The sequence below is a fragment of the Serratia sp. N21D137 genome, assembly GCF_047530005.1.
Lineage (GTDB): Bacteria > Pseudomonadota > Gammaproteobacteria > Enterobacterales > Enterobacteriaceae > Chania > Chania fonticola_B.
The window spans coordinates 245,159-258,498 of the sequence record NZ_JBLJAJ010000003.1; the positions used below are offsets into that span (position 1 = coordinate 245,159).

12 protein-coding genes and 1 pseudogene are annotated in these 13,340 nt (G+C 48.4%); 5 read left to right on the forward strand and 8 right to left on the reverse strand.

From position 1 onward, the window contains the following. Nucleotides 1–115: 115 nt before the first annotated feature. The 3 genes from ACMV5H_RS04365 to ACMV5H_RS04375 all read right to left on the reverse strand — a co-directional run bounded on the left by ACMV5H_RS04365 (nt 116) and on the right by ACMV5H_RS04375 (nt 2,242). On the reverse strand, nt 116–799 hold the full coding sequence (locus tag ACMV5H_RS04365; protein ID WP_094982201.1) for a hypothetical protein: 684 nt from the start codon (nt 797–799) through the stop codon (nt 116–118). A gap of 65 nt (nt 800–864) precedes the next feature. Continuing rightward, entirely contained in the window at nt 865–1,461 is a 597-nt protein-coding gene (ecpA, locus tag ACMV5H_RS04370) for a common pilus major fimbrillin subunit EcpA (RefSeq protein ID WP_021807862.1), read from the reverse strand. Nucleotides 1,462–1,663: 202 nt separating this feature from the next. After that, nucleotides 1,664–2,242 (reverse strand): LuxR C-terminal-related transcriptional regulator, encoded by a 579-nt coding sequence (locus ACMV5H_RS04375; protein WP_037376594.1) that lies wholly within the window; start codon nt 2,240–2,242, stop codon nt 1,664–1,666. Nucleotides 2,243–3,451: 1,209 nt separating this feature from the next. On the opposite strand from ACMV5H_RS04375, the gene ACMV5H_RS04380 reads away from it, so the two are divergent. After that, on the forward strand, nt 3,452–4,189 hold the full coding sequence (locus ACMV5H_RS04380; RefSeq protein ID WP_094982202.1) for a LuxR family transcriptional regulator: 738 nt from the start codon (nt 3,452–3,454) through the stop codon (nt 4,187–4,189). Between the two features lie 138 nt (nt 4,190–4,327). Continuing rightward, a pseudogene (locus tag ACMV5H_RS04385) lies at nt 4,328–5,200 on the forward strand (phosphorothioated DNA-binding restriction endonuclease). A 25-nt stretch (nt 5,201–5,225) separates the two neighbouring features. On the opposite strand, the gene ACMV5H_RS04390 reads toward ACMV5H_RS04385, so the two are convergent. Genes ACMV5H_RS04390 through ACMV5H_RS04400 form a run of 3 tightly spaced genes read right to left on the reverse strand, consistent with a single transcriptional unit; the run spans nt 5,226 to nt 8,786 of the window. After that, nucleotides 5,226–5,909: a response regulator transcription factor gene (locus ACMV5H_RS04390; RefSeq protein WP_021807859.1), complete on the reverse strand. Its 684-nt coding sequence runs from the start codon at nt 5,907–5,909 to the stop codon at nt 5,226–5,228. Next, nucleotides 5,890–7,443, reverse strand: coding sequence for a sensor histidine kinase (locus ACMV5H_RS04395; RefSeq protein WP_414821497.1), 1,554 nt, complete (start codon nt 7,441–7,443; stop codon nt 5,890–5,892). Before ACMV5H_RS04395 ends, ACMV5H_RS04390 begins: the two co-directional genes overlap by 20 nt. An 11-nt stretch (nt 7,444–7,454) precedes the next feature. Next, nucleotides 7,455–8,786 carry a vWA domain-containing protein gene (locus tag ACMV5H_RS04400; protein ID WP_115158983.1) on the reverse strand — a complete coding sequence of 444 codons (1,332 nt, stop codon included), beginning with the start codon at nt 8,784–8,786 and terminating at the stop codon, nt 7,455–7,457. Between the two features lie 334 nt (nt 8,787–9,120). Between ACMV5H_RS04400 and ACMV5H_RS04405 the strand changes: the two genes are divergently transcribed. Then, nucleotides 9,121–9,765, forward strand: coding sequence for an acyl-homoserine-lactone synthase (locus tag ACMV5H_RS04405; RefSeq protein ID WP_414821498.1), 645 nt, complete (start codon nt 9,121–9,123; stop codon nt 9,763–9,765). On the opposite strand, the gene ACMV5H_RS04410 is transcribed toward ACMV5H_RS04405, so the two are convergent. Both ACMV5H_RS04410 and ACMV5H_RS04415 read right to left on the reverse strand, forming a co-directional pair. Next, nucleotides 9,766–10,482, reverse strand: a complete 717-nt coding sequence (locus ACMV5H_RS04410; RefSeq protein WP_021179139.1) for a helix-turn-helix transcriptional regulator — start codon at nt 10,480–10,482, stop codon at nt 9,766–9,768. Nucleotides 10,483–10,603: 121 nt separating this feature from the next. Next, a complete protein-coding gene (locus tag ACMV5H_RS04415) occupies nt 10,604–11,239 on the reverse strand; it encodes a carbonic anhydrase (protein WP_021179138.1) in 636 nt (211 codons plus the stop codon). Between the two features lie 373 nt (nt 11,240–11,612). Between ACMV5H_RS04415 and ACMV5H_RS04420 the strand changes: the two genes are divergently transcribed. Next, on the forward strand, nt 11,613–12,125 hold the full coding sequence (locus ACMV5H_RS04420; protein ID WP_021807854.1) for a helix-turn-helix domain-containing protein: 513 nt from the start codon (nt 11,613–11,615) through the stop codon (nt 12,123–12,125). A 2-nt stretch (nt 12,126–12,127) separates the two neighbouring features. Beyond that, the coding region (locus ACMV5H_RS04425) for a type II toxin-antitoxin system HipA family toxin (RefSeq protein ID WP_414821499.1) at nt 12,128–13,340 on the forward strand (1,213 nt) is incomplete at its 3' end.

The following is a 13,340-nucleotide window of genomic DNA, read 5'->3' on the forward strand; positions in this document are numbered from 1 at the left end:
ACGCTACAGCCTTGGTTCTTGTCCTTAAGATGAAATTATTACCCATTTGCTTCCCCAAATAGCCTCCTAACCCACACCTGGAAAACATTTACGATGCAGGTAATGAGTAAAGAGGCTATTTCACGTTGATATAATCTTCGTTGTGCCAAATGCCAACGCTGAGTTTTTGATTATTGATATCAACAAATTTCAAATGCACGCCTAATCCCGGCATAACGTAATAACGCTCACGGCACCCTTTATTTTTCTCTTCACTGGTCTGTGGCTGCTTACAGGGACCAAATGCCACCACGCGGAAAGAGCTGTTTCCGGTGTTATAAGCAACACCATCTCGGTATTGATAATCGAATTTATCCTTCCGTGGTGTGACGACCATAATGGTGCTTATGGTTGCCGAGGTGGTTGCCGAAGCGGATTTTTTGGTCTTTGACAGCCCCTCTTCGGTAACCGGATTATCATTCCAGATTAAACGGTAATAACGCTCTTTATCGTCCTTAGGCCCGTAATAGAAAACGCGGAAAACATCTTTCCCCTTGCCGGGCAATATCAGGTTGGATGGCGTGGCCATTATTTCCTGCTTGCTCTCCATTGGGATCACTTTGCCACCTTCCATCGGGGAGGAAATACGCTCGACCCTCAGGCTGACCAGACGGGCATCATCCACGGTATTAATCACCTCCTTGGCGATAACGCTCTGCTCAGGGGAAATGATTGATGTAATCGCGCCAACGTTAATTGCACCGGCGTGAGTACAATAAAATAGTGCTGAGCACATCAGCGTAGGAAACCATCTGTTCATCATGTATTCCATAAGGATCGGGGCTATTCACCCCAATCCTGACTACGTTAAGACAACAAAATCACTTACAGGGTGGTGAAAGTACCGTCCCAAGTTGCTGTGAATTCAACGTTTACGTTGCCATCCCAGTAACCATCGGTCAGGTCTTTGAACGCCGTATCAGCACCGGCAACGGTCGCTTTCGCGATATCAAAGGCGAACACGCCCTGAGTGCTGGTACGGTTAGCACCAGCATAAGCACTTTCCATAGCCAGAGCAGACAGGCCAGCGCTGATGCCTGCTGAAGTATCGATCATCACCATATCGCTGCTTTCAGACAGTGCTTTGCCGTTCCACTTAACGCCAACGGTCAGCGCAGAGTCATCGCTTGCGCGGTTCAGGGTGTTGGAGATGATTTTAGAGGTCAGTTTGAAATCACTCGCGCCAGACTGGCCAGCGATGGTGATATCGAACGCGCCGTCTTGAGAGTTAAAACGCTCCAGACCTTCTGCGTAATTAAAGGTCAGTGACTTTATCGGGGTAACCACCAGCATGCTGCTGGTATCTTTAATGGCTTTTGCATCCCAAGACGCTGTCGCGTTCGCAGTACGAGTGTCCGCATTAGCCAGATTAATTGTTCCCAACGCTGAAGCTGCAATCAAAGCCAGAGCTAACTTCTTCATAAAATTTCTTCCTTTATTTATATCAATTAATTTCCCGCCAATATTTACTGGCGTGGCACAATAAATGCGACACAAGGGCGCATTCGAAAACTAAAATTTTCGAAAAGGTCCTACGGCAATTAAACAACGAAATATCTGCGATATAAAATCACCGCATATTTCATTTAATTTTTATAGCCCTATGATAACAGGTAGTTATAGTTTATCTGACAGAGTGATAGGCCTGAGTGAAAATATCATTCATTTTAGTCAACCCCATCTTGCCTAAAATATTATGGCGCAGGGCATAAACCGTTTTAGGACTAAGCCGCAACCTGTTGGCGAGATCGCCCACGGTGACACCATGTATCAGAGTACGTAATAAACATATCTCACGCGAAGACAGCCTGACTTGCGATGTTGAAGAAACCCGCTCCCCGGCAATAACATGATCGATTTTAGCAAAAATGTCACTGGACTCGCCCGTTCTCTGGATCACAGAATCAACCTGCCGAAACATGCTCTTATAATAATTGGCCAAGGGTAACAGGTAACTATCGGTGACCAGCACAATGCGATTACAAGCAGAATACATTAGCCAGTCCTGCTCCAGAAAAAGGCGCAGGTTAGCTAATTGAAAGTCAACAAATACGACTTTGAGTTGCTCCGGGGAAGTATTAACTGAGTTACAGTAACCTACGATGCCTTCACGGAAATACTTATTGGTATCTGGCCAGGTTAAAGGTCTTTTTGATGGAGAACCGGCCTGCGGCAGGCACCCAAAATCCAATATATTTAGCATAAGGATCCCTTCCTTTCTTTACTATATTACCAACTCCATTACGCCGTTGGATGAGCAGAATACCATTTAGCAAAACTAAGTTATTTCTTAATTTTCAAAACAATATTAATGGCTAAAAACAATTATTCAAAATCGGTTAAAACGATCGCGAATGGCTTTATTCATCGATAATACCTATCAAGTTGTTATTATTCATTATGAAAACTCCTAGGATTAAGAGTATATATTTTAGTTTAAAAAGTTAATTAGGAAGCTCATAGTCAACTAAGAATATTCTTTATACACCCACACTTTATAAATAAGCTTTTTCTTAAAAAATGCTGATACAGCAGTAGATAAAGGGAATTAGCGGACGAATAACGCACAAGGATGATCAAGAACATTTCCATAAAAGTAACACTATAACGTGTTGCTTAGCTCGCGAATCAGAATAGTCTCACCCCCTCCCGTTTAACAGACACGACAGTGCAACATAATGGCAACGAAATGAGCATTTAATGAGCGATTTAAGGGTCTTTATTTGTGATTAAAATCACTTTTTTCATTGAAAAAAATCCGTTTTATCTCATGAGAGCCCGTCTGAGAGCGGTTTTAAGGCCGCCAGCCCGATGCTGAGACCTCACTTTTTAGCTTTCGGTGAAGATCAAGCTTGGATCCCCATGGCAACTATCTATTGATCAACGCAATGATATCAACGGCCCGATTAGCGGCTTATAGCAGGCTGCAAACAGCAATAACGCGGACTCACTATGCTTATATTGAGGTCCTACAAGAGTTTTTCTTCAGAAAAACAGGCTCATAACTGATCAAATAATGATCAGTTAATAGTGGGTGACCAATGCAGCCCTGAGTAACTACCTCAGATAATGCCAAGAGTGAGGAGCAAGAATATCAATGCAGATACCGGGCTGCTGCAATGATCAACGTAAGGCAATACTAATCCTAGACCGAATAATGGTGATAGACAGCCAAAATCCGGCACAGAGCACTTGCCTCAACCAAGAAGATGGCTTTAAGATAATGGCAGTAAAAATTTCCCTGGTGTTGGCCAATGTGGCAACCTGACCCAACGAGGTCAGGTTTTTTTTGCTATTTTAGCGAAAATAACGGGAAAGCCAGTATATTATCTGGCGCTCAACAACGGCTAGATTAAATTATTACCCCACAAGTTATGTTAGTAGCGTTATTATTTCATATTGAGGTAATTTGATGTCTACATTTTTCTCTGCTAGCCAAGATGAAAAAAACGCTTTTAAAAACCATCTGGATAAACAAATAGCGGAATTTGGCGATTTCAAATACGCCCATTTGATACTTAACAAGAAAGACTTTATGGAGACATTGATAACCTCCAGTTATCCAAGCCAATGGATTGATATCTATAAAGAAAGGAACTACCAATGCATCGATCCCGTGGTACTCTCCGCCCTGCAGAGAGTCTCTCCATTTCCTTGGGATGAAAGTACACCAATAAACCCAAGGCTAAAGCCCTCAGATATATTCAGCCATGCAAAGAACTATAATATTACCACTGGCTATACCTTTGTATTGCATGACCACGATCATAATCTGGCGATGCTGACGCTGACGCTTAATGACAGTAAATCCATCGATATAGAGGGCCAAATTCACCCTAACAAAGCCCGTTTACAGATGCTGCTGGCTAACGTTCACGAAAGGTTCGCCACCCGCCTCCAGGAAACCGCACGAAATAATCGCGATAACTCCAGCGAAGAGAAAGCCCCCCTGACAACGCGGGAGAACGAAGTGCTCTATTGGGCCAGCATGGGTAAAACCTATCAGGAAATTGCCATTATTTTAGACGTGAAGGTCCGTACGGTAAAATTCCATATTGGCAATATTGTGAAAAAGATGGGCGTGACCAATGCCAAACATGCCATCAGGCTGGGGGCAGAGTGGCAGCTTGTCAAACCGATCACGCGTTGAAATCAAGACTCCCGCTGACCTTGTAAGAAAGCCAGTAAGGTAGGGAGTGAGTGGCTGATGCTTGCCTAGAAGCTATTGAATCCCTTTCATTTTGCGAGCATGATCGCAATCACTTTCGCCGCCCGCCAGGATGCATCGATGAAAACCAGCCAGGAACTGCAAACCGCCATCACTCATCTGTCCGTATGGCGCAAAGGCGATCAGCGTGCGCCGCATAAGCCTTTACTGTTGCTGTATGTGCTATCCCAATATCAGCAAGGGCACGAGCGGCTGTTCAATTACGGCTAAGAAATCCACGCCCCCTTGCTGGCATTACTCAATAGCTTTGGCCCGCAGCGGCGTGACCATTACCCCACCATGCCGTTCTGGCGTTTACGCGGTGACGGGTTCTGGGAATTACAGAATGCAGAGCTTTGTAGCCCGCAGAAAGGCAGCAAAGAGCCACCGAAGCGGGAGATTATAGAACATGGCGTCAGCGGCGGCTTCGACGAAGAAAGCTATCAGTTGCTACGCAGCCAGCCCGCCCTGATCGACAAACTTGCACAGCAAATTCTGTGTGAGCATTTCCCCGACAGCGTTCAAGAGTTGATAGCCAACCGCCTGGACTTTCAGCTTGATGGAATACGTAAAGCACGTGACCCGGCATTCAGGCAAACGATATTGCGTGCCTATAACTACCAATGCGCGGTGTGTGGCTACAACCTGCAGCACGACACTACGCCCGTTGGCTTGGAGGCAGCGCAAATCAAATGGAAGCAACACGGCGGCCCCTGCACCGTGACCAAAGGATTAACGCTGTGCTCATTGCACCACTCCGCATTCGATATGGGAGCCATCGGGCTTGATGACAGCATGAAACTGCTGGTTTCTGCAGGCGTGAACGGTACCCATATGATCGAGCAATTGTTCTGGAACTTTGCAGGGAAGACGATTAGGTTGCCAAAGATCGCCGAACACTATCCTTTGGATAAGTTTGTGGAGTGGCATCGGGGACAGGTGTTTAAGGGGTGAGGTAACACATTAAACCACCCAGTTTTCACCCCAAATACCGATACCCCATCCCATGCACGGTGCGGATCAGCAACGGACTATTCGCATCGAGCTCAATGGTCTTGCGCAGCTTGGAGATATGCTGATCCAACGTGCGGCTATTGGGCAGGAAATCATAGCCCCAGGCGGCATCGAACAGCATCTCGCGCGTGACGACCTTATTCTTGTGCTGATAGAGGCACTCCAGGATTTTCACCTCGCGCAGTGAAAGCTCCAACCTCGCCGTCTGGCGCAGAGCGCATAGCTCATTCGGGTACACGGTTAAATCACCAAAGCAAAAGCTGGCATCTGGCTGCGCGGTCTTGCTACGCAGGCAACGCCGGGCGATGGTCTTAATCCTGGCGCGGATCTCGTGAATGCCAAACGGCTTGCTGATGTAATCATCGGCTCCCAGCTCCAACCCAACCACCCGGTCAATCTCTTCATCCTTGGCAGATAGAAAGATAATCGGGATCTGCTCATCCTGTTTGCGGATCTCCCGGCATACCGCATAGCCATCCAGCTCCGGCATCATGATATCGAGGATGATAAAATCCGGTTTTTCCTGCTGATACATCTCCAGCGCCACTTTGCCATTCTCTGCGGCGATCAGGGTGTAGCCCTCGCGGGAAAGCGCTTCGACCAATCCCTGGCGAATGTTCGTATCGTCTTCAACGACCAGTATTTTCATTTTGAATCCCTGTGGTGATTACACTTGCCGTTATTTTACGCGCCAGCCGCAAGGTGAAGCGCACCCCAGGCGACTGCTGAGCCACCAGGATCTCCCCGCCCAGGCTGTGCGCCAACTGCTGGGCAATCGTCAGGCCAATGCCGGTGCCTGATACGCCCTCGGTAATACCTGACTTCACCCGGTAAAAGGGCAGGAAAATCATCCTGAGCTCTTTCTCGGCGATACCGTCACCATAATCCCGCACGTGGATATCCACATTGTCCGCACTGCACTCCACCTGCACATCGACCTGTTTCCCGGCCGTGGCATACTTTTCCGCATTGCTCAGCAGGTTATTGATAATCTGCGTCAGGCGATCGATATCACTCTGCACCACCACGCTTTCGCATAATGAAAGGGAAATCGTCATCCCCTTGGCCTGATATGACGGAGTGAAAGTCTGAGTAATCTTCGCCAGCAGCGGGTTGAGGTCAATGGGCTGAATGTGCAGCTTCGGCTCGCGGGTAAAACTCAGAATGTTCTGAATCAGGCGCGATAGGCGCTGGCTCTCACCGATTATCACGTCCAGGTAACGCAGTCCTTCATTGTGCTGTTCATCCAGCTCTTCTTTCAGCAACTCTGCATACAGCGTGATATTGGTCAGCGGCGTTTTCAGCTCGTGGGACACCTGACTGACAAAACCCACCTGCTGGCGCGCCAGCCGTGCCGTCTGGGTGTATTCCCGGTAGAGGCGGAAAATGATCAAGCCCATGATGGCCAGCATTAGCAGGATAAACGCCCCGCCCCACAGGTAGACCGCCGTAGTACTGGCCGCTTTGCCGTAATAGCTCACCTGCCAGCCGGTAAGCGGATAAGGCAGGCTCTGTTCGGCCAACGGCTGCAGGTTTCCCAGCTCGACGTAAGGATTGCTTTGGTACAGCAGGCGTCCGATCTCTACCAGCACCAGCGTGTCTTTGCCAAAATCGAAGTTAACCGCATTGATCACGTCCGATAGCAGTTTGATATAAGGAACCCGAAATCCGATGGTCTCGCTGCCGATAGTGCGCCAGTAGATCAACAGCGGCTCCTGCACCTCGCCGGTGATATACCAGCCGGATTGCGGGATAGCCATTTCGCTTTTGACACTGTGGCCGTAAAGCAAGGAAGGATCGTTCACCAGCGGGGTGATGGCCTGAACCCAGGCTAATTCTTTTTGGCTCAGTGGGCCGTTTTCGTTGGGATACAACAACCGATTTTTCTGCAGGACAAACACGCCATCAATGTCGTGATCCTTCTCGACCAGCTCCTTGAGCGCCTGTTCGTTGGGCTGAATATAGTCGGTGATCGCGTCCAGCCGCGTCGCTTTCTGCCGCAGAATATCCATAACGCTGTCGCTGGCTTGCGTAACGCGCGTTTGTGCCATGGTCTGGGATTGGTAATGGCGTAGCAACACTTCGTGCTCAAGGGTGCGCACTCCCAGATAGGCGATCAGGCTGAAGACCGCCACGGTGATGATGATAAAAACCGTCAAACTTCTGGAAGTACGCTGGCTCATTAGGCTCCCTGCTACTGGTTCTTCTGGGTTTTGATGTTGTAGTTCTGCTCTTTCACTGCCTTACGGGTCGACTCCTTGCTGTCGCTTTCCATTTTACCCATCAGGTCTTTGTTCTTCTGCGCGCTGGCTTCGGCTTTTTGTCTGGCTGGCGCGGCGCTGACAGGCAAACTTTCCAAGGCTGCCGCGTTAGCGCTAAATACCTGTTTGGCCTCTTCCATTTTGCCGGCATCCATCAGCTCTACCGCGCGCTCATTTTCAATTGCCGCCTTCTGAATGGCCGAGTCCACCAGCACCTCATCAACCTGAGCGGCACTCACGTCCTTAGCGGATTGGCTATAACGCACCGCCACCTTCTCATTGAAGGTATCGACCTGTTTGGTGCTCAGGTTGGCATAACGCACGTTCACATCGGCCAGCGGTTTGCTCTGGGCGTTGCTGCCCTTGGCCGGGATCACTTCCAGCAGAACATATTTCTCCTGATTGGAATACAGCTGGTTCAGTTTCACGGTGACCGTATTGCCGCTGATGCTGCCATCACGCCCCAACAGACGAACCGGCGTAACCTTATCGGCGGTTTTGATCACCACCACCACATCCTGCGCCACCACGGACATGGCGTCGTTAAACTCGTAGGCGAAGGTCTTTTCCAGATCGCTGGATTGCTCAACAAAGGCATGGTTGCCATCGCTATAGCCAGCAATGGTGGTCATCAGATCTTCGTTATAACCATCACCAATGCCGATAGTGGTAATAGCAATGCCTTTCTTGGCCGCCAGTTTGGCCAGCTCGGCCAGCTCACTGTTGGAGGTTGGCCCAACGTTAGCCTGCCCGTCGGAAAGCAGAACAATTCGGTTAACCTGCTCTTTATCCAGATGCTTGCTCACCTGATCGATACCCTTGCTCACCCCGGCAAACAGCGCCGTCATCCCACGCGGTTCAATACTTTTGTTAATTTTATTAATCAGTTCTTTGGTATCTTTGACCTTGGTGGCAGGGATCACCACCTCAACCCCGGAGTCATAGGCAACGACCGAAAGCGTGTCATTACCGTTGAGCATGTTCACAGCGGCGATCGCCGCCTTTCTGGCGTTTTCGATACGATCTCCACTCATTGAGGTGGAGCGGTCGATGACCAGCGCCAGATTGATCGGGCTGCGTTTTTCCTGCGGCAGCGGATAGCCCACCAACGAGATTTTCAGGTAGTTTTTATCCTGGGTATTTTCCAACACCACTGGCGAGGCAACTTCAGACTTTACGACGACCTTGGGGGCAGCCGGAGCGGCACTGGCACTCCATGGCAGCACCGACAGGGTGAATAACGCAAAAATACATTTCAGATCCATGGTGAAGCTCCTTGTCAAAAGAATCGAATCCATTCTTGCCCTTATCGGCCGGAGAGTTGTCTGTTATCTGTATAAAGTTGTAAAAAATGGGTAAAAGTTACCGTTGCCGCTCCCTCGGGTCCGCACGTGGTAAGAAACATATCACTTTTAAGCCCAGAGTGTCGCCTAAAACGCCCCACCCAACACCGGCTAAAAACCCGTTTATTCCTATAATAAGGTTAGCGTAAATCTATTAAAAAGCATTATCATTCCTTTGTACCGGCATGCTCTTAATGAAACTTCACTGATGTTACCGGATGAACTTATCTCTATATATTCATTCACAGGTGACATTATGTTTAATATTTACAGCGTTAACTATGCTTCAATGAGCAATGAGAAATCTGAAGATCTCTTTATGTTAAGAAAAAATACCTTTAAAGACAGACTGCAATGGGCTGTCGACTGCTCTGACGGCAAGGAGGTCGATCAGTTTGATAATGACAAGACCAATTATATTTTCGGCGTGGAGAACGGCATGATTATATGCGGAACCAGGATGATAGACATGAAATACCAAAATATGTTGAACAGTACATTCTCCTCATTCTTTAACAATGTCAACATTCCAGAAGGCAACTACATTGAATCCACGCGTTTCTTCGTGGATAAAGAAAGAACCCACTCGCTGTTAGGCCGTAAGTTTCCTGTCACTATGGCTTTGTTTCTCTCACTGATTAACTACGCGCGGCAACATCACTATGATGGCATTCTTGCCGTCGCCAGCCATCCGATGATGCACATCATCAGAACCTCCGGCTGGAATGTCACCGTGTTGGAAACCGGTGTTTCCGAGAAAGATGAGCCGGTCTATCTGTTGCTCGGCCATGTCGACTCTGAGAGCCAGAGGAAGCTAAAAGCCAAGATATTCAGCAAGTACAGTACAGCGGACGAAACCAGGCTGAACGACTGGCCGCTGGTGGCTGAGCCTTCTTTGTAATCAACTAACCGGTTTAATCAGTTGAAGTTCCACACCTAGACGTATTGCATGCCGGGCATTTGCGACTCCAAGCTTTTTGACGATGTTGGACATATGAAACTTGACCGTACGCGTAGTGATCCCCAGGATCATCCCCGTTTCCTGATAGGTTTTGCCCACGCTGGCCCAGTAGAGGATTTCGTTTTCCCGTTCGGTAAATTGGGCGCTTTTTTCCGAGCGAGAGGCGTTTTTTTCTGACAGCGAATTCAGGGTTAGATATATCTCATGCACTGACGCCAGTAAAACAGAGATGTCACCTTTATTCTTGATCAGCGTTTGGGTTAATTCCGCTCTGGTTTCAGGGGCAAGAATAAATGATAACGTGACCAGGTTATTATTATAATCATGCAATACAAACGTATAGCCGTTATTCAGCCCAAATTTCCTGGCCCGCTCGAAGAGTTCGGAAAAATGAAACCCTCCCCCCGTCATCAGATTTTCATCCCAGGAAAAAGGCGTTAGCCGGTTGAGCGCAGTGATCACCACCGGATCGGTATACTGCAAACCGTTGGCTTTATAATGCTCTACCCACTCACCAGGATAGTTGGTTACCCCAAAGATACAGGACATATCTTTTTTCGATAACACCACATACGCCCAGATAAATTCCCCGAGATCGTTTAATGTCGCTTCGAGGTGCGTTTTTATAATGTTACTGATATGTTCTTCGTTTTCCATTAACGACCTACCCCCGATTGCTTAAATAATTTCCACCTGGCGAATATAGCAGATAAGGACGCCAGGCAGAAGGCTCCTGGTTTTCTACCCAGGAGCGGTCCCACTCATAGTCAAGCATCTGTTATTCGAAGTACACCTCGGGGTTATCCGCCAGCGAAATGAAATTCTTGGTATTTTTATCCAGCGTGCGGATCTCACCACTTTCGATGTCGTACACCCAGCCGTGCAGGCGTAGTGCATTGTCGCGCAGCCCAACGGCAACGGACGGGTGAGTCTTAATATTATTTAGCTGGGCTATCACGTTCTCTTCAACCATAGCGTTAACTTTGTCGATTTCGCTATTCCAGGTTTTCTTCTCTACCACCGCTTTGGCCGCGTCCGCATAGTGTAGCCAGTGAGCAACAGCAGGCATCGGGTCAAGGCACTGGCAAGAAGCGATAGCCTTCATGGCGCCGCAGTTCGAGTGGCCGCAAATCACGATATCAGTAACGCCTAGCGCCACAACCGCGTATTCGATGGTCGCCGACACCCCACCCGGCTCCGGGCCAAAGGAAGGGACGATGTTGCCTGCGTTACGGATAACGAAAAGCTGCCCCGGATCTTGCTGGGTTACCAGCTCGGGTACCAGGCGGCTGTCAGAACACGAAATAAAAAGCGCTTTAGGATTCTGGCTGGAGGCAAGGCTGCGAAAGAGCTCCTTACGCTGAGGAAAAATCTCTTTCTGGAAACTGAGGAAACCTTCAATAATATGTTGCATAGCACACTCTCTAGATCTGTAGTCTCGATAGTATGATAATCCTTGCTGGCTAAGCTGGAAAGCGGGCCAAACCTTAAGCTAGACATCCCAGAGGTTCAGCGGGGTGCGTTTAGTACGAGTTGACTATCTGCAAGGAACATAAGAGCCCAGGTAACACAGACGTTGCATAAATGGACGATGCAGATACGGGGCAGTGAATACGTACAAATCCCCTTCCCTCCTTCGAAGCAGTTTCAAAAGTGCTAATATTCTGGCGTTTTAAACCCTTTTTAGTAAAAATATTAGTATCACACGTCATCCCCTTGCTGCTTCATGTCGAAATTATGCTAATATTATGGCGTAATCTGTACTAAAAAGATAAAATATTGACATCATGGCGAAAAAAACAGCACCATTACTTCCTACAACTAACCAATTGCTGACTGATTTTGGTGAGCGGCTGAAACTTGCGCGTCTTCGGCGCAAACTAACGGCCAAACAGGTGGCAGAACGGGCAGGTATGTCGCCAATGACACTGCGTTCGCTTGAGGCAGGAGGAGCAGGCGTTACTATAGGTGCATATTTATCTGTCATGCAGGTGTTAGGGCTTGAAAACGATCTGAATCAGTTGGCCGCCGAAGATCAACTAGGTCGCCAACTTCAGGATTCCCGGCTGATAAAGAACGACATCGTTTTCACTTCCAAGGCAAAACCAAGTAAAGCCCCGGCAGACAAAAAACCGCGCCCTGAGGTTGCCTACAGGTACGAAAGATCAGACAAACAGGCAGCTGCAACAACAAAAGCTGGCTCCGTAGCAAACAATACGGCCCGCAAAACGACAGGCACAACGTCGGCCGATCTGGTTGCTCTGCTAAAACCATTGAAGAAGTCAATCAAAGGGAGCTAACGATGGCGATGATTGGGGTATATGCAGACTGGGATGGAATGCACGGGCCAAAGCGAGTTGGCTTCCTGCATAGCCGACAAACTCGTACGCGAGAGTTATTTGAATTTCAGTATGACCCTCTAGCATTGGCCGATCCCGACCTCAATCGTTTGCAACTTGATCCAGAAATTCTTTTATTCGAAGGTGCCCAGTACCCCACTCACCCACGGGATAAATTCGGCATATTTGGCGACTCCAGTCCCGATCGCTGGGGCCGAATACTGATGAAGCGTCGCCTTGAACGGGATATTCGTGCCGGCATCCAAACTGAAGGAACCAGGCTATACGAATCAAATTATCTCTTGGGTGTACATGATCTTTATCGAGTAGGGGCCCTACGCTACAAGCTTAATGATGAAGGTGAATTTCTTGATAACCGAGCTGACGAAGCGGCTCCTCCCTTTACCGAAATTCACGCTTTAGAAAGGGCAAGCCGCGCACTAGAAGATGATCCAGACAATACATCCCTACAGGGTCAGGAATGGCTGCGGATGCTCATTGCTCCGGGTGGTTCTCTAGGTGGCGCAAGGCCCAAAGCAAGTGTCGTGGACAAGCATGGCCATCTCTATATCGCAAAATTTCCCAGCACCAAAGATGATTACGATGTTGGCGGCTGGGAGATGGTGGCCAATGCTCTCGCCGTGGGTTGTGGGCTGAACGTCGCAACAGCTGAAGCGCATAAATATGCCAGCGATTACCACTGCTTTATGGTCCGTCGGTTCGACCGTACAGGATCCGGCCAACGCCTTCATTTTGCTTCTGCCATGACAATGACCAGACATCAAGATGGTGATGATGCCTCTACAGGTGTCAGTTATCTTGAACTTGCAGACGTCCTGATAAGACATGGCGCACAAACAAAAACCGACCTGCAAGAACTCTGGTCAAGGATTGTTTTCAATATTCTTGTCTCTAACACCGATGATCACCTACGCAATCATGGTTTCATTTTGGTCCCTGGTAAAGGCTGGCGGCTTTCTGAAGCCTACGATATGAACCCCGTTCCCTGGTCTGACGGCCTAAAGCTTAATATCACCGAAGCAGATAATTGTCAATGCCAATCGAATAGTGACCCAGGCTGCCAAAGTAAATCTGACCCACCCCTGTTAGCGGTTAGCCAGAAATGTCGGCGGTTGCCGGCTTCTTCAACTGACCACTTTTTAACTTGTCCTTCAG

Bases quoted from the DNA above. Each gene is read 5' to 3' on its own strand.
- ACMV5H_RS04365 (WP_094982201.1), bottom strand. From the start codon at position 799: ATGAACAGATGGTTTCCTACGCTGATGTGCTCAGCACTATTTTATTGT.
- ACMV5H_RS04380 (WP_094982202.1), top strand. From the start codon at position 3,452: ATGTCTACATTTTTCTCTGCTAGCCAAGATGAAAAAAACGCTTTTAAA.
- ecpA (WP_021807862.1), bottom strand. From the start codon at position 1,461: ATGAAGAAGTTAGCTCTGGCTTTGATTGCAGCTTCAGCGTTGGGAACA.
- ACMV5H_RS04395 (WP_414821497.1), bottom strand. From the start codon at position 7,443: ATGAGCCAGCGTACTTCCAGAAGTTTGACGGTTTTTATCATCATCACC.
- ACMV5H_RS04415 (WP_021179138.1), bottom strand. From the start codon at position 11,239: ATGCAACATATTATTGAAGGTTTCCTCAGTTTCCAGAAAGAGATTTTT.
- ACMV5H_RS04420 (WP_021807854.1), top strand. From the start codon at position 11,613: ATGGCGAAAAAAACAGCACCATTACTTCCTACAACTAACCAATTGCTG.
- ACMV5H_RS04400 (WP_115158983.1), bottom strand. From the start codon at position 8,786: ATGGATCTGAAATGTATTTTTGCGTTATTCACCCTGTCGGTGCTGCCA.
- ACMV5H_RS04410 (WP_021179139.1), bottom strand. From the start codon at position 10,482: ATGGAAAACGAAGAACATATCAGTAACATTATAAAAACGCACCTCGAA.
- ACMV5H_RS04390 (WP_021807859.1), bottom strand. From the start codon at position 5,909: ATGAAAATACTGGTCGTTGAAGACGATACGAACATTCGCCAGGGATTG.
- ACMV5H_RS04375 (WP_037376594.1), bottom strand. From the start codon at position 2,242: ATGCTAAATATATTGGATTTTGGGTGCCTGCCGCAGGCCGGTTCTCCA.
- ACMV5H_RS04405 (WP_414821498.1), top strand. From the start codon at position 9,121: ATGTTTAATATTTACAGCGTTAACTATGCTTCAATGAGCAATGAGAAA.